Raw genomic sequence first — 20,996 nt, forward strand, 5'->3', positions numbered from 1 at the left:
CTAAGGCATCTGGCCAAGTTCGGAGGGAATATATGTCAACGCCAACGGCAGTGGCGCTGGAAGATGCCAAGGTCGCATTCCGGCTCGGGGACGGGCGGGTCTATACGGCGGTGGAGAAGGCCCATCTCACGGTGGCGCAAGGCGAGTTCGTCGCCATTGTCGGCCCCACCGGCTGCGGGAAATCCACGCTGCTCAACGTCGCGGCCGGGCTGCTGAAGCCGGCTGCCGGCAACGTCAGGATATTCGACCGGCCGCTCGCCGGGCTGAACCGGGATGCCGGCTACCTGTTCCAGGCCGATGCGCTGTTCCCGTGGAAGACGGCGCTCGACAATGTTGCGATCGGGCTCGAGGTCCAGGGCACGCCGCGCGCCGAGGCGCTGTCGCGGGCGCAGCAATGGCTGACCTCCGTCGGCCTCGGCGCCTTCGCGGGTCGCTATCCGCACATGCTTTCCGGCGGCCAGCGCAAACGCGTGGCACTCGCGCAGGTGCTGATCCGCGATCCCAAGATCCTCTTGATGGACGAGCCGTTCGGGCCGCTGGATGCGCAGACCCGCCAAGTGATGGGCAATCTGCTGCTCGACCTCTGGAGCGCCGACCGCAAGGCCGTGCTGTTCGTGACGCATGATCTCGAAGAGGCGATCGCGCTCGCCGACCGCGTCGTGATCATGTCGGCCGGTCCGTCTTCGCGCATCATCGGCGACTGGCGGGTGAGCCTGCCGCGCCCGCGCGACATCTTCGAGGTGCGGCTGGACAAGGAGTTCCATGAGCTGCATCGCGAGATCTGGGGCGTGCTCAAGGACGAGGTGATGAAGGGCTACGCCCAATCCACCCACGCGGCGGAGGCGGTCTGATGTCGCGTCCGACACTGCTTGCGCTGCAAGTCCTGGTCGCAGTTGTCGGCATCGTGCTGTGGCAGGTGCTGTCGACCGTCCCCGTGTTCGGCAAGATCCTGCTGCCGCCGTTCTTCTTCTCCAATCCGCTCGATGTCTTCAGCCAGATCGTGAAATGGTTCTCGTCCGGCGTGATCTGGAAGCATCTCGGCATCACGCTGACGGAATCGATCCTGGCCTTCGTGATCGGATCGGCCGGTGGTGTGCTGGTCGGCTTCTGGTTCGCGCGCCAGCCGCTGGTCGCCGCCGTGTTCGACCCCTACGTCAAGATGGTCAATGCGCTGCCCCGCGTGGTGCTGGCGCCGATCTTCGCGCTGTGGCTGGGGCTCGGCATCTGGTCCAAGGTCGCGCTCGGCGTGACGCTGGTGTTCTTCATCGTGTTCTTCAACGTCTATCAGGGCGTCAAGGAAGTCAGCCGCACCGTGCTCGACAATGGCCGCATGCTGGGCATGAGCGAGCGGCAGCTGATGCGGCACGTCTATTGGCCCTCGGCACTGTCCTGGATGTTCTCCTCGCTGCACACCTCGGTCGGCTTTGCCGTGGTCGGTGCGGTGGTCGGCGAATATCTGGGATCGGCCGCGGGCCTCGGCTATCTCATCCAGCAGGCCGAGGGCGTGTTCGACGTCGCCGGCGTGTTCGCCGGCATGTTCGTTCTGTCGGCGTTCGTCATCCTGATCGATTTCGGGGTGACGCTGGTCGAGCGGAGGCTGTTGGTGTGGCGGCCGACCGTGGACGGTCGTGGCTAGGCGCGATCGCCTGCTGACATTTATGTGATTGGCCGGCCGGAATAGAACCCGCGCCCACGCGTCATACCCCCATGCAACCACCTGCATGGGAGTTCAGGATGCACCAGTTACAGATTCGCCGCGTTATTGCGGCGCTCGCAGGCAGATGCCGATGGCCGAGGCCCGGCCTCGGCACGGCACTCATCGGCGCCCGCATTTTCGTCGCATTCGCACTGCCGTCGCTCGTGCTGGCGCACGAGGACCATCCGGTCGCCCCCTCGGTTGCGCACAGCGCGGACGAGCGTGCGTTCCTGGAAGAGAATGACGCGGCGATGACCAAGATGATGAACGACATGGCGGCCAAGCCGACCGGGGATATCGATCGCGACTTCGTTGCGATGATGAAACCGCATCATCAGGGCGCGATCGACATGGCGATTATCGAACTGCGCTACGGCAAGAACGAACAGCTACGGCGGATCGCCCAGGAAATCATCGTCGATCAGATGCAGGAGATCGCGGCGATGAAGCTCGCCATCGGCGAGCCTGCAACGGACACGACGCCGGCCCCGACGCAGCCGCCAAGCGTTCCAGCCGCAAACGTTCATCATCACGGCATGCAGATGGGCATGTCCGACGGAATGAAGAAGTAGGAGTCATCGATGAAGACGTCGCAAAACAACTTCATGAAAAGCATGTTCCTGGCAGCCACGATGCTCGCAACCGGCTCGGCCGCATGGGCAGGGCAGGCGCCGGGCGCGCTCTCCGCTCCCGATATTCCGATCAGCCATCACGATCGCGTCTATGCGGCCGAGCAGTTCTCGAACACGGTCTCGGTGACAGATCCGGTCGACAACAAGCTGCTTGGTGTGATCCGCCTGGGAGATCCGCAGCCCGGCAATTTCAGCCCGCTTTACAAGGGCCAGGTTCTCGTGCACGGCATGGGTTTCTCTCCCGATCACACGACACTTGCCGTGGTGTCGATCGGCTCGAATTCGGTGACCTTCATCGACACCGCGACCAACGCGGTCAAGCACACGACTTATGTCGGGCGGTCGCCGCACGAGGCGTTCTACACCCCCGACGGCCAGGAGGTGTGGGTCACGGTCCGCGGCGAAAACTACATCTCCGTGATCGATGCCAAGAGCCTGAAGGAAAAGGCCCGCATCACGACCCCGAACGGACCGGGGATGCAGATCTTCTCGCCCGACGGCAAGTACGGCTACATCTGCTCGTCGTTCAATCCCGAGACCGATGTCGTTTCTGTCGCCGAGCACAAGATCATCGCCAAAGTGAAGCAGGAGAGCCCGTTCTGCCCGAACATCGCGGCGACGCCCGATGGAAACCAGGTCTGGTTCACGCTGAAGGATGTCGGCCGGACCCAGGTGTTCAACGCGAAGCCGCCGTTCAACCTGATCAAGACGATCGACACCGGTCCGATCACCAATCACGTCAACTTCGCGCACACCGCCAAGGGCACATTCGCCTATGTCACCGTAGGCGGCCTGAACCTGGTGAGGGTCTTCCGCACGGACGATTTCTCGCAGGTCGCGACGATCCCGGTCGGTAGTCTGCCCCATGGCGTCTGGCCGTCTGGCGATGGCACGCGCATTTATGTCGGCCTCGAGAACGCCGACGCCCTCGCAGCGATCGACACTGCGACCAACAGCGTGGTTGCGAATGTCCCGATCGGCCAGGCACCACAGGCGATCGCCTACGTTCCGGGCGCGGCGCCCAATCCAGATGACCTCCAGAATTTGCAGCCGCTGGGCGTAGCCGGCCGGGTCGCCCATCTTTCGATGGGCCCCAAGGACGGACCGAGGGAGGGCGCGCCGACCAGCGTCTCGCTGTTCGACCAGGGCCTGATTCAGATCTTGCAGGCTTCGGTGACGGGACTTCAACCCAAGCAGAAATACGTGCTTGCGCTGGCGGATCGAAATGACGGAAGCGGTCCCTTGCAGCCGCTTGCAGCCTTCATGACGAATCCGGCCGGGTCAGCTATCGTCAACGCGGCTGGTCCGATCCGGCAGATCGTCGATCAGTCCGCGGCCTCCGGAAAGCGATATCTCGTGATTGCGTCCGGTGATGCGACCGAGCCCGGCGGCGCGGTCCAGATCGAGACGCAATGACACGCCATCCGGCGTCAACGAAAGGCAGGCGGAGCACGCCATGAAGGACATGCTGGTTCAGGTCGAACCGCTGATCCCCTCGCTCCGCCGTTATGCGCGCGCGCTGATGCGTGATCGCACAACCGCCGACGATCTGGTTCAGGACTGCCTGGAGCGCGCCGTCAGCCGCTGGCATCAGCGGCGTGACGGCAGCGTGCGCGCCTGGCTGTTCACCATCCTCCACAATCTGGCGGTCACCCAATTCCGTCAGGCCGCGACGCGGGGAAGGCATATGCCGATCGATGATGCAGGCGAGCGCGAACTCGCGAGTGCCGCCGCACAGGAGCACAGGCTGATCTACCAGGACGTCCTGAACAAACTCGCAAGGCTGCCGGAAGAGCAGCGGGCCGTGCTGTTGCTTGTTGCAGTCGAGGATTTCTCCTACGCCGACGCCGCCAAATTGCTGGATGTTCCGGTCGGGACCGTGATGTCGCGCCTGTCACGCGCGCGGGAACGGTTGCAGCAGGAGATGGAGGGGACTGCACCGGGGAATGTCGTGGAATTGCGGAGCATGAAATGAGCCAGCGACCGATCACGGAAGATGATCTTCACGCCTTCGTGGACCAGGCGCTTGCACCCGAGCGTCGTGGAGAGATTGCGTCCTATCTGAAGGATCATCCGGATGCCGCCGGGCGCGTCGCGGCCTTCGCCAGCCAGCGCGAGCAATTGCGCAGCGCGTTGGCTTCGATTGCGGATGAACCCGTGCCGGCCGAACTGAACCTGTCGCACATCATCGAAGGTCGAAAGCGACGTCCAACGCGGGCATGGATGGCGATCGCGGCGATGTTGCTGGTGGGCATCGGCGGTTTCGGCGGGTGGACCGTGCGCAGCCTGTTGCAGGGCGGTTCGAACGGATTGTCCGCACTGGCGCAGGAGGCTGCCTACTCCTATGGCGTCTACGCACCGGATCGCGTGCGGCCGGTCGAAATACGTGCTTCCGACAGCGCCGAGCTCACGCAATGGGTGTCCAGCCGGCTGAAGCGGGCGGTCAAGGTGCCTGATCTCTCCACGTCGGGCTATCGGCTGATGGGAGGGCGCCTGGTTGCGACCTCGCATGGTCCGGCCGCGATGTTCATGTATGACGACGATCAGGGCGACCGTCTCGTCATGCTGACACGTCCAATGAGCAGCGGCAGTCAGGATGAGCCGATGATGCCGCACGCGGCCGGCGATATCGCGGGCTTCGCGTGGGCGGATCGCGGCATGGGCTATACGCTCGTCGGCCAGCTTCCGGGGGACACTCTCAAGCCGATCGCAAACGAGATCCGGAAACAGGCGGGACCGATCTAGTTTCAGAACTCGGGAAACGGGTTCGCGCGTGGGCGCGAACCCTGATCGCGAAACCTCAATCCAGCAGCTTGGTGTCGTCGGGCGCCTGCGGCGGCGTCTTGATCGCGATGGCCTTGACCTGTCCGCTGATCGGCTTGGTGCCGCCATGCGGCGTGCCCTTCGGAATGATGACGAGGTCGCCGGGCTTGACCGTGACTTCCTTGTCGCCGAGCCAGATCGTGCCGGTGCCGTCCAGGATGTACTGGATCTCGTTGGTGTTGGGATGCATGTGCTTGGGCACGTTGCCGACCTGGATCGAAATCGTGGCGCCGTCGGCGCTCGCGAACATTTTCGAGCGGTAGCCGACATTGTTGGCGGCCCCGAGCGCATCGCCTTCCGCCTCGCCGGTGTGGATGATCTGCGCGGTGATGTTCTCGGCGGCCAACGCCGGCCTGAGCAGCTGGTTCGCGCCGCACCCGGCGGCAAAGGCGGCGGCGATCGACAGCCCGATTGCAAGGCGGTTCATGGATGATCCTCCCCATCACAAGTTTGTTGTTGTACCCGCATGCTATTGCGCCGAATGGCCGATGGCCAGTGCTTCCGGAGCGCTTCTCAAGCCCGCCCCGCTGCTCTATGGTGCCGCCGGCCGAACGGAGGAAACCAATGAAGAACACGATTGCCAGGCTCGCCGGCGCGCTGTTGGCGCTGACGCTCACCACCGGATTTGCCGCAGCGCAAAGCAAGGTCACCATCGCGGTCGGCGGCGGCTCCTGCCTGTGCTATCTGCCGACGGTGCTGGCCAAGCAGCTCGGCGAATACGACAAGGCCGGCCTCAGTGTCGAGCTGGTCGACCTGAAAGGCGGCTCGGACGCGCTCAAAGCCGTGCTCGGCGGCAGCGCCGACGTGGTCTCCGGCTATTTCGACCATTGCGTCAATCTGGCCGCCAAGAAGCAGGAGCTCCAGGCTTTCGTGGTCTATGACCGCTATCCCGGCCTCGTGCTCGTGGTTGCGCCCTCGCGTACCAACGACATCAAGTCGGTCAAGGATCTCGCCGGCAAGAAGGTCGGCGTCAGCGCGCCCGGCTCCTCCACCGACTTCTTCCTGAAATACATGCTCAAGAAGAACGGCGTCGATCCCACCAGCGCCGCCGTGATCGGCGTCGGCCTCGGTGCCACCGCGGTCGCCGCGATGGAGCAGGGCCAGATCGATGCCGCCGTGATGCTCGATCCCTCGGTCACCGTGCTGCAGGGCACTCACAAGGATCTGCGCATCCTCTCCGACACCCGCACGCAGAAGGATACGCTCGAGACCTTCGGCGGCGAATATCCCGGCGGCGCGCTGTACTCGACCGCGGCCTGGGTCGCCAAGCACGAGAAGGAGACCCAGGCGCTCACCAACGCAATCCTCGCCACGCTCGCCTGGATCCATTCGCACAGCCCCGAGGAGATCATGGCGAAGATGCCGGAGGAGACGGTCGGCAAGAACAAGGAGCTCTATCTCGCCGCGCTGAAGAACACCCTCCCGATGTATTCGGAGACCGGCAAGATGGATCCGAAGGGCGCGGACGCCGTACTCGCGGTGTTCAGCGTCGGCTCGCCCGAAGTCGCCAACGCCAAGATCGACGTCAGCAAGACCTTCACCAACAAGTACGTCGAGCAAGCCAAGACGACGGGGAGCGCCAAATAGCTGACGCGAAGGCGTTAAGGTCGCCCTCTCATGACGCCACCGATCATCCATCGCGTCACGACGCTCGATCTTGCCGTCCGGCCGATCGCCTGGCCGTTCGCGGAAGAGCGTCGCGACGAGATCGCGGCGCATTTCGCCGAGAAGCAGCGCGAGCGGCCGAAGATCTGGAACGGCCGCGTCCTGGTCGGGCGAGATCCTGTGTTCACCAACGGCCATTTCGCCGCGACCTATTTCGAGACCGATTTTGCGAGCTTCCTCGCCTGGCGCGACTGGGGCTTTCCTGGCGCTCCCGTGTTCAACGGTTTCGGCATGGGCGCACTGCGCACGTCCGATGGCGCCTTCGTGATGGGCGAGATGGCGCAGCACACCGCGAATGCAGGCCGCATCTATTTCCCATCGGGCACGCCCGATCTCGACGACGTCAGGGGTGGCACGCTCGACATCCCCGGCAGCGTCATCCGCGAGCTCGAGGAGGAGACCGGCCTGACGGCGGCGGACTATCGCGCCGAGCCGGACTGGCATTGCGTCGTCAGCGGTCCCACGATCGCGATGATGCAGGTGCTCAACCTGGATATGTCAGGCGAAGAAGCGCGCGCCCGGATCGAGGCCAACCTCGCCCGCGAGGACGAGCCTGAACTGTCGGCCATCCATCTCGTGCGCGGGGTCGGCGACCTCACGCCGACCATGCCGCGATTTGTCACGGCCTTCATCGAGCAGCAGTTCGCCTCGCGCTGACTCGCAAGGCTTGACATCCCGGCGTCCAGCCCATGTGATGGGGAAAAGCAAAAGCAAAAAATTGCAATGCACAATCGTCCAGGGAGGTTTTGATGCGCCTGCGCATGGCTGCCCGCTTGGTACGTGGGCTGTTGGTCGCGATATCGGCGACGGGCTTGATGGCTTCGGCCGAGGCTCAGGAAAAGAAGATCAAGATCGGCGTTGTGTTCGACCTGACCGGGCCTCTTGCGGGCGGCGGGTCTGAGCTCGGCTATATTGGCGCAAAAATCATCCTCGACCATTTCGCCAAGACCGGCGTCGAGGGTTACAAGATCGAGGCGGTTTACGCCGATGCGCAGAGCAAGCCTGACATCGCGATCAACGAATCCGTCCGCCTGCTCGAGCAGGAGAAGGTGGACATGGTGCTCGGCTTCTTCTCCTCGGCGCAATGTGTGCCGGTGGCAGCCCGCGTCGAGCAGCTCAAGAAGTTCATGTGGATGACGACCTGCATCTCGTCCGCCGTGTTCAACGACAAGGGCTACAAATACGTCTTCCGCCCGCAGGCGAGCGGCGATCAGTTCGGCATGATGACGATGGATTTCATCGCGCAGAACGCCAAGGCGAAGTTCGACAAGGAGCCTAAGGACCTGCGCGTCGCCATCATCCACGAGGACGGCGCCTATGGCGTCGACGTCTCCAGGGGCAACGAGGCCGGTGCGAAGAAGGCGGGCTTCAACATCGTGATGAAGGAGGGCTATTCGGCCACCGCGCCTGATCTGTCCGCACTGGTGACAAAATTGAAGCGCGCCAAGCCCGACGTGATCTTCCACACCGGCTACAACCCCGACATCACGTTGCTGTTGCGCCAGGCGCGCGAGCAGGGCTTGAAGTTCGGCGCGTTGATGGGGCATGGCGCAGGTTACGGCGTCTACGAGAAATTGAAGGAAGGCATGGGTGCCGACGCCACCTACATCTTTAACACCGACCCGATCTCGATCTGGCTCGCCAACCAGAAGACGATGGATCCGAAGCTTCCGGCCGTGATCAAGATGGTCGGCGAGGAGTTCGACAAGATCAGGCCGGGCGTCGCCATCCGATCGGCGCATGTCGGCATCGGCGCGTCCAATACCTTCGTGTTCATGAATGATGTCCTGCCCCGCGCGATCAAGAAGTACGGCGGGGTCGATCCTGATGCGCTGCGCAAGGCGGCGCTCGACACCGACATCCCCGAAGGCGGCACCATGCTCGGCTTCGGCGTCAAGTTCTACGGCGAGGGCACACCGATGTCGGGCCAGAACGAACGCTCGTTCCCGGTCGTGATCCAGTACATCGACGACAAGTCCTCGGTCGTGTGGCCCAAGAGTCAGGCGCAGCGAGACGCCGTCCTGCCGCTGCCCAAGGGTACGACCTACAGCAACCAGTAACGCGGGCGCGGGGCAACGGAGGGGCGGCGGTGCTGGAAGTCAGTGGGCTGGTGAAGCGGTTCGGCGGCTTCACCGCCGTCAACAATGTGTCGTTTCGGGTCGATCAGGGCGAGATCCTCGGCCTGATCGGGCCGAACGGTTCGGGCAAGAGCACGATCTTCAACATGCTCTCCGGCACGCTGGCGCCGACGTCGGGCTCGATCCTGTTCGACGGGTCGGAGATCGCGGGCCTCGCACCGCACCGGATCATCAACGGCGGCGTCGGCCGCACCTTCCAGATTCCGCGACCGTTCCGCCGCCTGACCATTTTCGAGAACGTCGCGCTCGCCGGCTTTTACGGCCAGGGCCGCCACAGCCGTGCCAGGGCGGAGGCGGCGGCCGAACGATCGCTGGCGATGGTCGGCCTGCCGACCGATCGCCATGCCTCCGTCGATGGCCTCGGCGCGGCCGGGCTGAAGAAGCTCGAACTGGCGAAAGCCCTCGCGACTGCGCCAAAGCTGCTGCTTGCGGATGAGAGCCTCGGCGGTCTCGACGAGACCGAGATGGACCAAGCCGCCGACATGTTGCGCAACATCCGCGACGAACTCGGCATCACCATCATCTGGGTCGAGCACATCATGGGCGTCTTGATGCGCGTCGTCGACCGCGTCATGGTGCTCGATCACGGCGAGAAGATCTCGGAAGGCCTGCCGAGCGCGGTCGCGGGCGATCCGCGCGTCATCGAGGTCTATCTCGGCACCGATGCCGAGACCACGCAGGCCGCGGCCGCCGAAGCGCGCCGCCGCGCGGGAGGCGCCTGATGCTGGAGCTCCGCGCCGTCAATGCCGGCTATGGCACATTCCAGGCGCTGTTCGATGTCAATCTCGACGTCAAGGCCGGCGAGGCCGTCGGCGTCATCGGCCCCAACGGCGCCGGCAAGACCACCCTGATGCGCGTCATCTCCGGGCTGATCCGCCCCTCGCGCGGTTCGATCCGGATGGAGGGCACCGACGTCGTGGCAACGCCGTCGCACAAGATCGTCAGCCTCGGCATTGCGCATGTGCCGGAGAACCGGCGGTTGTTTCCACAGCTCTCGGTCGACGACAATCTCAAGATGGGTGCCTTCATGAAGGAGGCGCGCAGCCACTATGCCGAGCGGCTCGAGGTCGTGTTCGGCCTGTTTCCGCGCCTGAAGGAGCGCCGCCACCAGATGGCCGGCACCATGTCCGGCGGCGAGCAACAGATGTGCGCGATCGGCCGCGCGATGATGTCCAACCCGAAGCTGCTGCTTCTTGACGAGCCCTCGGCCGGCCTGGCGCCGGTCGTGGTGCAGCAGGTGTTCGAACTGGTGAAGCGGATTCGGGCCAGCGGGCTGACGGTGCTGATCGTCGAGCAGAACGTGCAGCAGGTGCTGAAAGTGGTCGATCGCGCCTATCTGATCGAGGCGGGCATGATCCGGGCATCCGGCACGTCCGCGGAGATGCTGGCGAGCGACACGGTCAGGGAAGCTTATCTCGGGGTGTGATTGGCATGCAGGGATTTCTCGACATTTTCGACATCTACCTGCTCGAGGCCGTGATCAACGGCATCCTGCTCGGCGGCGTGCTCGCGCTGCTCGCGCTCGGGCTCAATCTGATCTTCGGCGTCATCGACGTGACCTGGATCTGCTATGCCGAGCTGGTGATGATCGGCATGTATGCCATGTATTTCATGGTGCAGTATTACGGCCTCAGCTATTTCGTCGCCGCGCCGTTCACCGTCCTGTTGGTCGCAATGCTCGGTGCCGCGCTGCATTTCCTCGTGATCGCGCCGCTATTGACCGCGCCTCCGATCAACCAGCTGCTCGCGACCGGCGGCGTGCTGTTCGTTCTGCAGAGCTTTGCCACCGTCGCCTTCGGCATCGACTTCCGCAATCTCGGCATCCGCCTGCCGGTGCTTGCGTTCGGCGACATGAACTTCAGCTACGCGCGACTTCTGTCCTTCCTGGCGGCGCTGGTCGGCATGGTCTGCGTCTATCTGTTCATGACGCGCACCTTCACCGGAACCGCGATCCGCGCCATTTCGCAGGACCGGCAGATCATGGCACTGATGGGGGTCGACACCAGGCGGATCTATCTCATCACCTCTGCAATCGGCGGTGGGTTGGCCGGGCTCGCTGCCTGCCTGCTGGTGCTGCAATACGACGTGCATCCCTTCGTCGGCCTCTCATTCGGGCCGATCACCTTCCTGATCTGCGTGCTCGGCGGCCTCGGCAATTTCATCGGCGGCTTCATCGCCGCCTTCGTGTTCGCCGAGATCATCTCGCTCGGTGGCCTGTTCTCCGACCTTGAATGGGGCTACGTGCTCGCCTTCGCCTTCTTCATTGTCATGATGTTCATCCGGCCCGCGGGCCTGCTGGCGAGGCGCCGATGATGGAGCAGGGGCGGCTTGCAGCTTGGGGGATCGGACTGGCAGCGCTGGTCGCGCTGCCCTTCGTCTATCGCGATCCCTATCATCTGCACATCCTGGTGCTGATCCTGATCTGGTCGTTCGCCTACACGTCGTGGTCGATAATGGGGCGATTCGGCCTCGTCTCGCTCGGCCATGGCGGCTTCATGGGGATCGGCGCCTATGTCACCGCGCTGTTGTGGAATCACCTGGGTTGGTCGCCGTGGATCGGCATCCCGGTCAGCATGGTCGCGGCCGGCACGCTGGCTCTGATCGTCGGCTATCCCTGCTTCCGCTTCCGCATCACCGGACATTATTTCGTGCTGGTCACGTTGGCGCTGTCGGGCATCGTGCTCCAGGTCATCACGGCGACGCGCGATTACACCGGCGGCTCGCTCGGCTATACGCCGAACCGCGCATCCGGCAACAAGCTGCTGGCGCTGCAATTCGACGACAAGCTTACCTGGTATCTGATCGCACTCGGGGTCTGGCTGTTCGGCATCGTGGTCTGGCACTGGGTCGACCGCAGCATGAGCCGCTACGCGCTGGAGGCGATCTCCGAGGACGAGGACGCCGCGGCCGCGGCCGGCGTGAACGTCACCGCGGAGAAGCTCAAAATCACGCTGCTCAGCGCGGTGATGACGGCGCTCGCGGGCGCGATCTATTGCCAGTACCAGATGTTCATCACCCCGGACACGGTCAGCGGCATTGCGGTCTCGCTCCAGATGGTGTTCGCGGCCATCGTGGGCGGTCTGTTCGTCTCGCTCGGCCCGACCTTTGGCGCCGTGATCACCATCCTTCTCGCGGAAACCCTTCGCATCGGCTTCGGCACCAAGGCGGTCGGCTGGGACAATCTCGTCTATGGCGTGCTGCTGGTGCTCTTCATCATATTCCTTCCGAAGGGCATCCTTGGTAGCGTGCTCGATCGACTGAAGCCGCAACGCAAGGTGCCCCGCGCTCATGAGCAAGAAGCCGTCCAAATCGCTCGACCAGGAACTTGACCGCTACATCACGCCGTTCCGCTACGACGGATCCGGCAAGTTCCATCTCAAGGATCACAAGACCGACGAGAAGGACGATCTCGACAAGGAGAAGGCGCAAGCGATCCTCGACGACAACAAGAAGCGCCTCGTCGAATTTCAGGAGAAGCTGTACGCCCAGGACCGCTGGTCGCTATTGATCGTGTTCCAGGCCATGGACGCCGGCGGCAAGGACTCCGCGATCAAGGCGATCTTCGAGGGCATCAACCCGCAGGGCTGCGAGGTCCATGCCTTCAAGGCGCCGAGCAGCAAGGAGCTCGACCACGATTTCCTCTGGCGTCATGCGGTCGCGCTGCCCGAGCGCGGCCATATCGGCATCTTCAACCGATCCCATTACGAGGAGTGCCTGGTCACGCGCGTCCACCCGGAACTGCTGGCCAAGGAGAAGCTGCCGCAGAAGCTCGTCACCAAGAACATCTGGAAGGAGAGGTTCGAGGACATCGCCGCCTGGGAACGCTATCTCTGCCGTAACGGCACCGTGGTGCTGAAGTTCTTTCTCAATGTCTCCAGGGAGGAGCAGCGCAAGCGCTTCCTCGACCGGCTGGAGGAGCCGGCCAAGCAGTGGAAGTTCTCGATGGACGACATCAAGGAGCGCGCATTGTGGCCGCGCTACCAGGCGGTGTATCAGGATATCGTCCGGCATACCGCCACATCTCATGCGCCATGGTACGTCGTGCCCGCGGACCACAAATGGTTCGCGCGCGTCGTGATCGGGTCGGTGATCAATGCCGCGCTCGAAAAGCTCGACCTGCGGTTTCCGCGGGCCGACAAGGCCTCGGTGCAGGAGTTCGAGCAGGTTCGTAAGGCACTGGAGAAAGAGGGCAAGGGGAAGCGGTGAGGGCGCCGCTCCCGCAGGGCGCGCAAAGGCGCCCTTGCGCCGTGTCCACGCCTTTGGATTGCGTGGGCACGCTTCGCTTTGCCGCCCTGCGAGATCAGCGCGAGCCGTCAGTACCCGCGGGCCCACCAGTAGCAGAAGCGCTCGATGTTGGCGGGCAGGGCGGTCTCGTAATTTGCCCATTTCTCGTATTTCGGCAGCTTCACTTCCTTCATCGCGGTGTCGAAGCACTTGCCGCTATCTGCAGCCTTCTTCGTCTCGGCGGAGAGGTCCTCCATGTAGGCGATGTCGTCCTCGATATCCTTCTTGGTGCCGAAGCGGCCGCCGGCATAGGGATGGCCGGGGATCATCCGTTCCCAGTCGAGTGACGCCAGTCTCTTCAGCGAGGCGATGTATTCCAGCGGCGAAGCGTTGTCGGGGATGTTGCGGAACTGGACCTGCTCGATCGGCGCGAAGTCGACCACGAAAACGATCTTCTCCTTCGGCAGGCGCATCACCAGCGAATTGTCGGAATGGTTGCGGCCGACATAGTTCAACTCCAGCGTGGTGCCGCCGAGCGTGATGCTCTTCTTGTCGTCCACCACCTGGTCCGGCATTACGACATCGGCGAGCAGCGATTTCTGCTTCTTCAGTTCGAGGAAGCGCTCCTTGGTCCGCCGATGCGCGATGAAGGTGGCGCCGAGATCCTTGAAGGGCTGGCCGCCGGCGATGTGATCGTAGTGATGGTGGCTGTAGATGACGTATTTGATCGGCTTGTCGGTGACCGCCTTGATCGCATCGATATAGGGCTTGGCAGGACGCAGATAAGAGATCGGGTCGGTCGCGATCACGCCCTGGGGCGTCACGATGAAGATCGACTGATGGCCGCCATAGCGAAAGACATAGACGTTGTCGGTGCCGTCGACCTTCCTGGTCGAGGTCTGCGGCGGATTTTGCGCGGCGGCGGGTCCAAGTCCGGCAGCGATTGCTGCGACTATGGTGAGGCAAATCGATATCTTCATGTCTGACTTTCTGAAAATGAACGAGGGCGGGAGAGGATATCCTCGCCATCACAAACGCCGGCGGGAATAGTTTATTCCGCCGCTTACAGTCGCAGGCCGACACGCCATGATCCACCACCCAGCCGCCCGCGGACTAGCGCGTCAATTGTGATTGCTCCCACGATCGATCTCGCTTGACAGTTTTGTGGTACAGGAGGAGCATACGGGTGGTCGCTAACAAGCGACGCACAACGTCCACCTCATGAGCAAGGGGAGGTCTATGACTCCACCTCCGCAAATCCAGCCGCGTTAAGTGCGATGGAGCTCGTTCGGACTATCGCATAGCGGCAGAAACCGCGAACGGCACGCCGGGTCAAGGTTTAGCGGGCTGCATCAGTCAGGCAGAGCCCCTACCTTCCCGGCGCTGTAATTTACTCGCTGATCGTGTGGATGGCTTCGACGAGGCCGGCCGCGATAGCTGCGTTTGACATCCTTTGTTTCTCCTCCTCCTTCCTCCTCGCCGTCATTCCGGGCCGCCTCCCGGAATGACGGAGCGATCCCGCGACTAACCTCCTTGTGGTTCCCCGATCCGCATTGCGGCAAATGCCAAGAGAATGTCGCCTCTGAGGCCCACTTCTGACACAGGCGAGAGGCGAATAGCGCTCATCCGACATGACGCATGTGTTTCGGTGGTCCCGACGCCGCCGGCGCATGCATTTTTTTAAGGAAGCCTCGTGTCGCATAAGCTTGCCCCGGCGCTCCTTGCCGCTCTCTTCCTCGCGATCTCCTCTCTCTCCGCCGTCCGCGCCGAAACGCCTCAGCCGGCGCCGAGCAATGCTTCTGCGCTGTCGCCCGACGAGGCCAAGCGCGCACTGGAGACGCTCCAGGACGACAAGAAGCGCACGCAGATGATCGATACGCTCCGTGTGATCGCCAATGCGTCCGGTCAGCAGCAGCCTGCGCCGCCCGCGCCCGAGCAGAAGTCACCGATTCCACTCTCGGCCGACGGTCTCGGTGCGCAGCTCCTGCTCACCGTGTCGGAGCAGATCGGCGACATCTCGACCGAGATCGCCAGCGTGGCGCGGACGATTACGCATTTCCCGGCGTTCTATTACTGGATCGTGCGGACTGCGAATGATCCCGCGGCCTATAACCTTCTGATCGAGATCGCCTGGAAGCTTGCATTGGTGGTGGGTTGCGGGCTCGCGGCCGAATGGGTGTTGTTCCGCCTGATCCGTCGCCCGGTTGCCTTCCTGGAGGCTCGCGTGCCGCAAACCGCGCATCTGCCCGCGCAGGTGCTGCCGATCGCGGATCCGCCGTCGTCGGTTGCCGATGTCACTCCTGCGCCCGAACTGAGCAAGCGGCGTCACAGCCTCGCGCGCGCCTGGCAGGTCGTGCGGCGTCTGCCGTTCGTGCTGGGGCGCTTCCTCCTCGAACTCCTTCCCGTCCTCGTCTTCGTGGGCGTCGCCACGGCGCTGATCGGCACCGAACTCGGTGAGCCCACGACGGTTCGCCTCGTGATCCTCGCTGTCGTCAACGCCTATGCGTTCTCGCGCGGGCTCATCTGCCTGGTCCGGGCGCTGGCCGGACCCTTCGGCCTGTTCCCGGTGCGGGCCGAGACCGCGGCCTATGTCGAGATCTGGGCGCGCCGCATCGTCGGCGTCGGCGTTTCCGGCATCGCGTTTGCCAATGTGGCGCTGCTGCTCGGCCTGCATCGTGCCGGCTATGCCGCGCTGCTGCGCATGGTGATGCTGGTGGTGCACCTCTTCGTCGTGGTCATCATCCTGCAATGCCGCCGGCCGGTTGCCGAGGCCATCCGGGCGCCCGCCGACCGGCAGGACATCGCCGCGCGCCTGCGCAACCGCATCGCCGGCGGCTGGCATTATCTTGCCATCGCGCTCGATCTCGCGCTGTGGGCGGTGTGGGCGCTCAACATCCGCAACGGCTATTCGTTGCTGCTGCAATATTTCGTCGGCACCATCGCAGTCGCCCTGATCACCCGCGTCGCCATCATGCTGACGCTGAGCCTGATCGACCGCGGCTTCCGCATCAAGCCGGAGATCCTGCAGCGCTTTCCGGGTCTCGAGATCCGTGCCAACCGCTATCTGCCGCTGCTGCGCAAGATCGTCTCCGGCGTGATCGCCTTCACGGGCTTCGTCGCCGTGCTCGAAGTCTGGGGCGTGGATGCCATCGTCTGGTTCTATGGTGGCCAGATCGGCAGCCGGCTGATCTCGGCCGTGGTGACGATCGGCCTCGCCGTGTTCGTTGCGGCCGCGATCTGGGAGGCCGGCAACGCGCTGCTGGACCGCCAGATCAACACGCTGTCACGCGACGGGCACTATGCCCGCGCTGCCCGCCTGCGCACCTTCCAGCCGATGCTGCGCACCGCGCTGCTGTGCCTGATCGCCACCGTCGTCGGCCTCACCGCGCTGAGCGAGATCGGCGTCAACGTCGCGCCGCTCTTGGCGGGCGCCGGCATCGTCGGCATCGCCATCGGCTTCGGCTCGCAGAAGCTGGTGCAGGATCTCATCACCGGGCTGTTCCTGCTGCTGGAGAACACGGTCCAGGTCGGCGACAATGTCAGCGTGTCAGGGCTTTCCGGTGTGGTCGAGAATGTTTCCATTCGAACGATTCGCCTGCGCGCCGGCGACGGCGCCGTGCACATCGTACCGTTCAGCGCGGTCACGACCATCACCAATGCCAGCCGCGGCGCCGGCAACGCCTCGGTCAGCGTCAACGTCGCCTACAAGGAAGACACCGATCGCGCCGGCCAGATCCTCAAGGACATCGTCGAGGAGATGCGCCGCGAGCCCGAATTCCGGCCGCTGATCCGCGGCGACCTCGATCTCTGGGGCATCGACAAGGTCGATGGCGCGATGGTGTCGATCGTCGGCCAGATCCGCTGCACCGAAGCCGGGCGCTGGCCGGTCCAGCGCGAATTCAATCGCCGCATGAAGCTGCGCTTCCAGCAGAACGGCATCACTGTCGCGTCCGCCACCCAGACCATCCTGATGCACATCGCGCCACCGGCCGATAGCGCCGTCAACCTGACGCCGCGGCGCGCTGCTGGATAGAGGCGCGGTCAACTTACCGCTTGCCTCGGCCTGCCCGGCAGCGTTCTCTTGGCTCTCCAGCCCGCTGACAATAGGCGGGCGGCAAAAAGGGTGGGAGGGGTTGATGCGGGGCCTGTGGGGCGCGTTGCGCGACCATGTGATCGTCATCTGTGCGTTGCTTGGATTCCTGGCTTCGGCTGCTCCCGGCAATGCCCAATCCTCGCGTCCCATGACTCTCATTGTACCGTTCGCGGCGGGCGGTCCGACCGACACGCTGGCGCGGATTTTGTCCGAGCGGATCGCGGCCGAACTGCGCACCACGGTCGTGGTCGAGAACGTGGCGGGCGCGTCCGGCAGCATTGCCGGCGCCCGCGTCGCACGTGCAGCGCCCGACGGCACCACGATCACGATCGGTCATTGGGGCACTCATGTGCTGAACGGCGCCATCTTCAAGCTGCCCTATGATGTCCTCGCCGATTTCGAGCCGGTCGCGATGATCGCAATGGGAACGCAACTCATCGTCGGCCGGAAGTCGCTCGAGGCCAACAGCCTGAAAGAAATGATCGCCTGGCTGAAGGCCAATCCCGGCAAGGCCACCGCAGGCACCGCCGGAGCCGGCACGGGCGCGCACGTCGCCGGCGTCTTCTTCAAGGACAAGACCGGCACCGATTTCCAGTTCGTGCCTTATCGCGGCGCAGGACCCGCCATGATCGATCTCGTTGCGGGCCAGATCGACATCATGTTCGACCAGGCTTCGAACTCGCTGCCGCACGTCAAGAGCGGGGCGATCAAGGCCTTTGCGGTGACTTCGCCGACCAGGCTCGCGTCGGCGCCCGATGTGCCGACTGTCGACGAAGCGGGCCTGCCGGGCCTCTACATCTCCTATTGGCACGGCATCTGGGCACCGAAGAACACGCCGAAGGACCTCGTCACCAGGCTCAACGCAGCCATCGTCGCCGTGCTCGCCGAGCCTGCCGTCAAGCAGCGCTTTGCCGAACTGGGGCAGGAGATTCCGCTTCCGGCGCAGCAGACGCCCGCAGCGCTGGCGGCGTTCCAGAAGGCCGAGACCGAGAAATGGTGGCCGATCGTGAAGGCTGCCGACATCAAGCCGGAATAGCCGCGGCGTTAACCTTTCGTCGCGCAATTGCGTATCGGTCGCGAGAAATCTCGCTGCGGTGCGAGATCACAACAATCGGCGTCTCCGTCGCTACGTCCTTGATCTCGATGGAGCGCTGGCCGACAATGCCCGCAGGTTCAATGTGAAGCTCCTTGGGGGAATTTGTGAATAGACCTGCCCGGGTCGTTGCCCAATCGAAATCGTCCAACTCGCCGCAAGGCATGGCGCTGCTGCGCGATCCCCTGCTCAACAAGGGCACCGCCTTCACGGAGGCCGAGCGCGAGGCCTTGGGCCTGCGCGGCCTGTTGCCGCCTTGCGTGCTGACGATGGAGACGCAGGTTCAGCGCGTCCTCACCAATCTGCGCACGTTGCCCACGGACCTGGAGAAATATGTTGCGCTGAACGCGCTGCATGACCGCAACGAGGCGCTGTTCTTCCGCGTCGTCGTCGACAATATCGACGAGATCCAGCCGATCATCTACACCCCGACCGTCGGGCTCGCCTGCCAGAAATACGGCCTGATCTTCCAGCGGCCGCGCGGCATGTTCATCTCCTCGCGCGATCGCGGGCAGATCGCCGACCTTCTGAAGAACTGGCCCTATCAGGCCAAGCTGATCGTCGTCACCGACGGCGAACGCATCTTGGGACTTGGCGATCTCGGCGCCAACGGCATGGGAATTCCCGTCGGCAAGCTGTCGCTCTATTCGGCCTGCGCCGGCGTGCATCCGGAAGCTTGCCTGCCGATCCTGCTCGACGTCGGCACCAATAACGAAGAGCTGTTGAACGATCCCTATTATCTCGGCCTGCGCGAGCGGCGTCTGACGGGCGAAGCCTACGACAGCTTCGTCGACGAATTCATGCAAGCCGCGCGAAAGACCTTTCCGGGCGTGCTGATCCAGTTCGAGGATTTCGCCAATCATTCGGCGTTCAAGCTGCTGCACAAATATCGCGACGAAGCCTGCGTCTTCAACGACGACATCCAGGGCACCGCGGCGGTGGCGCTGGCCGGGATGTTCTCGGCGCTACGTGTCAATGGCGGCAAGCTGAAGGATCAGAAGATCCTGTTCCTGGGAGCAGGCGAGGCGGCCACGGGCATCGCCGATCTCGTGGTGTCCGCCATGATGGCGGAGGGCGCGAGCGAGGCGGACGCGCTGCGTCGCAACTGGCTGGTGGATTCCCGCGGCCTCGTCGTCAGCGACCGCCAAGGCCTCCATGGTCACAAGCTCCGCTACGCGCATGCCGACCAGGCGCCGATCGCCGACTTCCTCACCGCGATCAAGACGCTCAAGCCGACCGCTATCATCGGCGTTGCCGCGGTTGGTGGCGCCTTCACGCCCGAGGTGCTCAAGGCGATGGCCGAGCTCAACGAGCAGCCGATCGTGTTCGCGCTCTCCAACCCGACCTCGAAGGCCGAATGCTCGGCGGAGGATGCCTATCGCTACACCGAAGGGCGCGCGCTGTTCGCCTGCGGCAGCCCGTACGATCCCGTGAAGCTGAACGGCCGCAGCTTCGTGCCGCGGCAGGGCAACAACTCCTACATCTTCCCCGGCGTCGGCCTCGGCGTCATCGCCAGCGGTTCGAAGCTGGTGACCGACGAGATGTTCATGGCGGCAGCCCACACGCTTGCCGATTGCGTCGGCCAAGAGGATCTTGCGCAGGGCAGCCTCTATCCGGCCCTGCCGCGCATCCGCGAAGTCTCGGTCCGCATCGCCGCAGCCGTTGCCGACGTCGCCTATCAACGCGGGCTCGCCGACGGAGCCGCGCCCAACGACGTCAAGGCCCTCGTCCAGTCGCAGATGTACGAGCCGCATTACTGAGGACGCCAGACCCGTCGGGCGATCGGCGCAGGAACGCCAGTGCCATCAGGCGCTCCCCGGATTTCCGGCGGGCGCCTGATTTCGCTGCGGAGCGCGCCGGCACCAGCCTGGTTGTCCCGATTCAGGACGCATCACTGTGATGGAATCGCCACAGCCGACGCGAAATGGCGGCGGCCTCAGGCCCGCTTTTGTTCCGACAAGGTTCTGCCCCGATTGCGCATCGAAACTCCGCATCGTTCGGAGGGCGCATCATGTCTTGCATTGCACGTGCCGAAACTGCCCGGATTTCATTCGCGACCTCGAGCCGGCTGATGCTGGTCATCGTCGGTGCCGCTTCGCTCGCTGCCTGCGCACAATCGCCGGTCAGTCGCCAGAAGGCCGATCTCGCGGCGACCGGCCGGCACGCTGCGGTGGAACGGCCGCACAAAGTGGCGGCGCTGCATCCGCGGCCGATCAGCCGGGCGCGCATTCCCGATGGCGATGCAAAGCAGGCAGCCTCGCACGGCATCGCCAGCTTCTATTCGGATACGGAGACCGCGAGCGGCGAGAAGTTCGACAAGAACGAACTGACTGCGGCCCATCCGACGCTGCCGTTCGGCACAAAGCTGCGCGTCACCGACGTGTCCTCCGGCCGCTTTGTGACCGTCAGGGTCAACGACCGCGGTCCCTATGTTCGCGGCCGCGTCGTCGACATCTCGCCGTCTGCAGCCGAGGCCCTCGGGATGGTCGACAGGGGCATCACCAATGTCCGGCTCGACGTCGTGCAGTGAGGCAAGCTCGGTCACGCTCGAGCCGCTGTACTTAACCGGCTGTTAGCCGCTCTGTCGCACCATGGGGGTCCAACACGTCGGGGCTCCGGGTTCGGGGTCTGT

Annotated in this window: 20 protein-coding genes; 18 read left to right on the forward strand and 2 right to left on the reverse strand. The window is 64.0% G+C overall.

Annotated elements, in window-relative coordinates; translation table 11 throughout:
* Window positions 1-32: 32 nt before the first annotated feature.
* The 6 genes from JQ580_RS19005 (at window position 33) to JQ580_RS19030 (ending at window position 5,073) form a co-directional block, all read left to right on the forward strand.
* Window positions 33-851: an ABC transporter ATP-binding protein gene (locus tag JQ580_RS19005; RefSeq protein WP_212281613.1), complete on the forward strand. Its 819-nt coding sequence runs from the start codon at window positions 33-35 to the stop codon at window positions 849-851.
* Window positions 851-1,636 (forward strand): ABC transporter permease, encoded by a 786-nt coding sequence (locus JQ580_RS19010; protein ID WP_212281615.1) that lies wholly within the window; start codon window positions 851-853, stop codon window positions 1,634-1,636. The genes JQ580_RS19005 and JQ580_RS19010 overlap by 1 nt, the downstream gene beginning before the upstream one ends.
* A gap of 98 nt (window positions 1,637-1,734) precedes the next feature.
* A complete protein-coding gene (locus JQ580_RS19015) occupies window positions 1,735-2,268 on the forward strand; it encodes a DUF305 domain-containing protein (RefSeq protein ID WP_212281617.1) in 534 nt (177 codons plus the stop codon).
* 9 nt (window positions 2,269-2,277) lie between these two features.
* Window positions 2,278-3,744 carry a YncE family protein gene (locus JQ580_RS19020; protein ID WP_212281619.1) on the forward strand — a complete coding sequence of 489 codons (1,467 nt, stop codon included), beginning with the start codon at window positions 2,278-2,280 and terminating at the stop codon, window positions 3,742-3,744.
* A gap of 40 nt (window positions 3,745-3,784) precedes the next feature.
* On the forward strand, window positions 3,785-4,303 hold the full coding sequence (locus JQ580_RS19025) for a sigma-70 family RNA polymerase sigma factor (protein WP_212281620.1): 519 nt from the start codon (window positions 3,785-3,787) through the stop codon (window positions 4,301-4,303).
* Complete coding sequence (locus tag JQ580_RS19030) at window positions 4,300-5,073, forward strand: anti-sigma factor family protein (protein WP_212281622.1); 774 nt, start codon at window positions 4,300-4,302, stop codon at window positions 5,071-5,073. The genes JQ580_RS19025 and JQ580_RS19030 overlap by 4 nt, the downstream gene beginning before the upstream one ends.
* Before the next feature lie 55 nt (window positions 5,074-5,128).
* On the opposite strand, the gene JQ580_RS19035 is transcribed toward JQ580_RS19030, so the two are convergent.
* Complete coding sequence (locus JQ580_RS19035; RefSeq protein ID WP_212281624.1) at window positions 5,129-5,578, reverse strand: cupin domain-containing protein; 450 nt, start codon at window positions 5,576-5,578, stop codon at window positions 5,129-5,131.
* Window positions 5,579-5,715: 137 nt separating this feature from the next.
* Between JQ580_RS19035 and JQ580_RS19040 the strand changes: the two genes are divergently transcribed.
* From JQ580_RS19040 to JQ580_RS19075, 8 genes are all read left to right on the forward strand, one after another.
* Window positions 5,716-6,738 (forward strand): ABC transporter substrate-binding protein, encoded by a 1,023-nt coding sequence (locus JQ580_RS19040; protein WP_212281625.1) that lies wholly within the window; start codon window positions 5,716-5,718, stop codon window positions 6,736-6,738.
* A 30-nt stretch (window positions 6,739-6,768) separates the two neighbouring features.
* Complete coding sequence (locus JQ580_RS19045; protein ID WP_212281627.1) at window positions 6,769-7,473, forward strand: NUDIX hydrolase; 705 nt, start codon at window positions 6,769-6,771, stop codon at window positions 7,471-7,473.
* A 92-nt stretch (window positions 7,474-7,565) separates the two neighbouring features.
* Complete coding sequence (locus JQ580_RS19050) at window positions 7,566-8,876, forward strand: ABC transporter substrate-binding protein (RefSeq protein WP_212281629.1); 1,311 nt, start codon at window positions 7,566-7,568, stop codon at window positions 8,874-8,876.
* Window positions 8,877-8,905: 29 nt separating this feature from the next.
* Window positions 8,906-9,676, forward strand: a complete 771-nt coding sequence (locus tag JQ580_RS19055; RefSeq protein WP_212281631.1) for an ABC transporter ATP-binding protein — start codon at window positions 8,906-8,908, stop codon at window positions 9,674-9,676.
* Window positions 9,676-10,380 (forward strand): ABC transporter ATP-binding protein, encoded by a 705-nt coding sequence (locus JQ580_RS19060; RefSeq protein WP_212281633.1) that lies wholly within the window; start codon window positions 9,676-9,678, stop codon window positions 10,378-10,380. Before JQ580_RS19055 ends, JQ580_RS19060 begins: the two co-directional genes overlap by 1 nt.
* A gap of 5 nt (window positions 10,381-10,385) precedes the next feature.
* Window positions 10,386-11,267, forward strand: coding sequence for a branched-chain amino acid ABC transporter permease (locus JQ580_RS19065; protein ID WP_212281635.1), 882 nt, complete (start codon window positions 10,386-10,388; stop codon window positions 11,265-11,267).
* Entirely contained in the window at window positions 11,264-12,283 is a 1,020-nt protein-coding gene (locus tag JQ580_RS19070; RefSeq protein WP_212281637.1) for a branched-chain amino acid ABC transporter permease, read from the forward strand. Before JQ580_RS19065 ends, JQ580_RS19070 begins: the two co-directional genes overlap by 4 nt.
* On the forward strand, window positions 12,243-13,160 hold the full coding sequence (locus JQ580_RS19075) for a polyphosphate kinase 2 family protein (protein ID WP_212281639.1): 918 nt from the start codon (window positions 12,243-12,245) through the stop codon (window positions 13,158-13,160). The genes JQ580_RS19070 and JQ580_RS19075 overlap by 41 nt, the downstream gene beginning before the upstream one ends.
* 107 nt (window positions 13,161-13,267) lie before the next feature.
* Here JQ580_RS19075 and JQ580_RS19080 read toward each other — a convergent pair whose 3' ends face one another.
* The gene (locus JQ580_RS19080; protein ID WP_212281641.1) at window positions 13,268-14,158 is read right to left on the reverse strand and encodes an MBL fold metallo-hydrolase; all 891 of its coding nucleotides are present in this window, start codon (window positions 14,156-14,158) and stop codon (window positions 13,268-13,270) included.
* A gap of 713 nt (window positions 14,159-14,871) precedes the next feature.
* Here JQ580_RS19080 and JQ580_RS19085 point away from each other — a divergent pair.
* The 4 genes from JQ580_RS19085 to JQ580_RS19100 all read left to right on the forward strand — a co-directional run bounded on the left by JQ580_RS19085 (window position 14,872) and on the right by JQ580_RS19100 (window position 20,894).
* Window positions 14,872-17,211 carry a mechanosensitive ion channel domain-containing protein gene (locus tag JQ580_RS19085; RefSeq protein WP_212281649.1) on the forward strand — a complete coding sequence of 780 codons (2,340 nt, stop codon included), beginning with the start codon at window positions 14,872-14,874 and terminating at the stop codon, window positions 17,209-17,211.
* 103 nt (window positions 17,212-17,314) lie between these two features.
* Window positions 17,315-18,307: a Bug family tripartite tricarboxylate transporter substrate binding protein gene (locus JQ580_RS19090; RefSeq protein WP_212281656.1), complete on the forward strand. Its 993-nt coding sequence runs from the start codon at window positions 17,315-17,317 to the stop codon at window positions 18,305-18,307.
* A gap of 164 nt (window positions 18,308-18,471) precedes the next feature.
* Entirely contained in the window at window positions 18,472-20,124 is a 1,653-nt protein-coding gene (locus JQ580_RS19095) for an NAD-dependent malic enzyme (protein ID WP_212281658.1), read from the forward strand.
* A gap of 251 nt (window positions 20,125-20,375) precedes the next feature.
* Window positions 20,376-20,894 (forward strand): septal ring lytic transglycosylase RlpA family protein, encoded by a 519-nt coding sequence (locus JQ580_RS19100; RefSeq protein ID WP_212281660.1) that lies wholly within the window; start codon window positions 20,376-20,378, stop codon window positions 20,892-20,894.
* Window positions 20,895-20,996: the final 102 nt, after the last annotated feature.

It is taken from the genome of Bradyrhizobium sp. SZCCT0148 (assembly GCF_018129985.1).
GTDB lineage: Bacteria > Pseudomonadota > Alphaproteobacteria > Rhizobiales > Xanthobacteraceae > Bradyrhizobium > Bradyrhizobium japonicum_H.

What these genes read in the sequence shown, in the direction of transcription:
- JQ580_RS19015 (WP_212281617.1), top strand. Translation starts at nt 1,735, where the DNA reads ATGCACCAGTTACAGATTCGCCGCGTTATTGCGGCGCTCGCAGGCAGA.
- JQ580_RS19045 (WP_212281627.1), top strand. Translation starts at nt 6,769, where the DNA reads ATGACGCCACCGATCATCCATCGCGTCACGACGCTCGATCTTGCCGTC.
- JQ580_RS19080 (WP_212281641.1), bottom strand. Translation starts at nt 14,158, where the DNA reads ATGAAGATATCGATTTGCCTCACCATAGTCGCAGCAATCGCTGCCGGA.
- JQ580_RS19025 (WP_212281620.1), top strand. Translation starts at nt 3,785, where the DNA reads ATGAAGGACATGCTGGTTCAGGTCGAACCGCTGATCCCCTCGCTCCGC.
- JQ580_RS19070 (WP_212281637.1), top strand. Translation starts at nt 11,264, where the DNA reads ATGATGGAGCAGGGGCGGCTTGCAGCTTGGGGGATCGGACTGGCAGCG.
- JQ580_RS19010 (WP_212281615.1), top strand. Translation starts at nt 851, where the DNA reads ATGTCGCGTCCGACACTGCTTGCGCTGCAAGTCCTGGTCGCAGTTGTC.
- JQ580_RS19075 (WP_212281639.1), top strand. Translation starts at nt 12,243, where the DNA reads ATGAGCAAGAAGCCGTCCAAATCGCTCGACCAGGAACTTGACCGCTAC.
- JQ580_RS19005 (WP_212281613.1), top strand. Translation starts at nt 33, where the DNA reads ATGTCAACGCCAACGGCAGTGGCGCTGGAAGATGCCAAGGTCGCATTC.
- JQ580_RS19060 (WP_212281633.1), top strand. Translation starts at nt 9,676, where the DNA reads ATGCTGGAGCTCCGCGCCGTCAATGCCGGCTATGGCACATTCCAGGCG.
- JQ580_RS19050 (WP_212281629.1), top strand. Translation starts at nt 7,566, where the DNA reads ATGCGCCTGCGCATGGCTGCCCGCTTGGTACGTGGGCTGTTGGTCGCG.
- JQ580_RS19020 (WP_212281619.1), top strand. Translation starts at nt 2,278, where the DNA reads ATGAAGACGTCGCAAAACAACTTCATGAAAAGCATGTTCCTGGCAGCC.
- JQ580_RS19090 (WP_212281656.1), top strand. Translation starts at nt 17,315, where the DNA reads ATGCGGGGCCTGTGGGGCGCGTTGCGCGACCATGTGATCGTCATCTGT.
- JQ580_RS19030 (WP_212281622.1), top strand. Translation starts at nt 4,300, where the DNA reads ATGAGCCAGCGACCGATCACGGAAGATGATCTTCACGCCTTCGTGGAC.
- JQ580_RS19035 (WP_212281624.1), bottom strand. Translation starts at nt 5,578, where the DNA reads ATGAACCGCCTTGCAATCGGGCTGTCGATCGCCGCCGCCTTTGCCGCC.
- JQ580_RS19040 (WP_212281625.1), top strand. Translation starts at nt 5,716, where the DNA reads ATGAAGAACACGATTGCCAGGCTCGCCGGCGCGCTGTTGGCGCTGACG.
- JQ580_RS19100 (WP_212281660.1), top strand. Translation starts at nt 20,376, where the DNA reads ATGTCTTGCATTGCACGTGCCGAAACTGCCCGGATTTCATTCGCGACC.
- JQ580_RS19065 (WP_212281635.1), top strand. Translation starts at nt 10,386, where the DNA reads ATGCAGGGATTTCTCGACATTTTCGACATCTACCTGCTCGAGGCCGTG.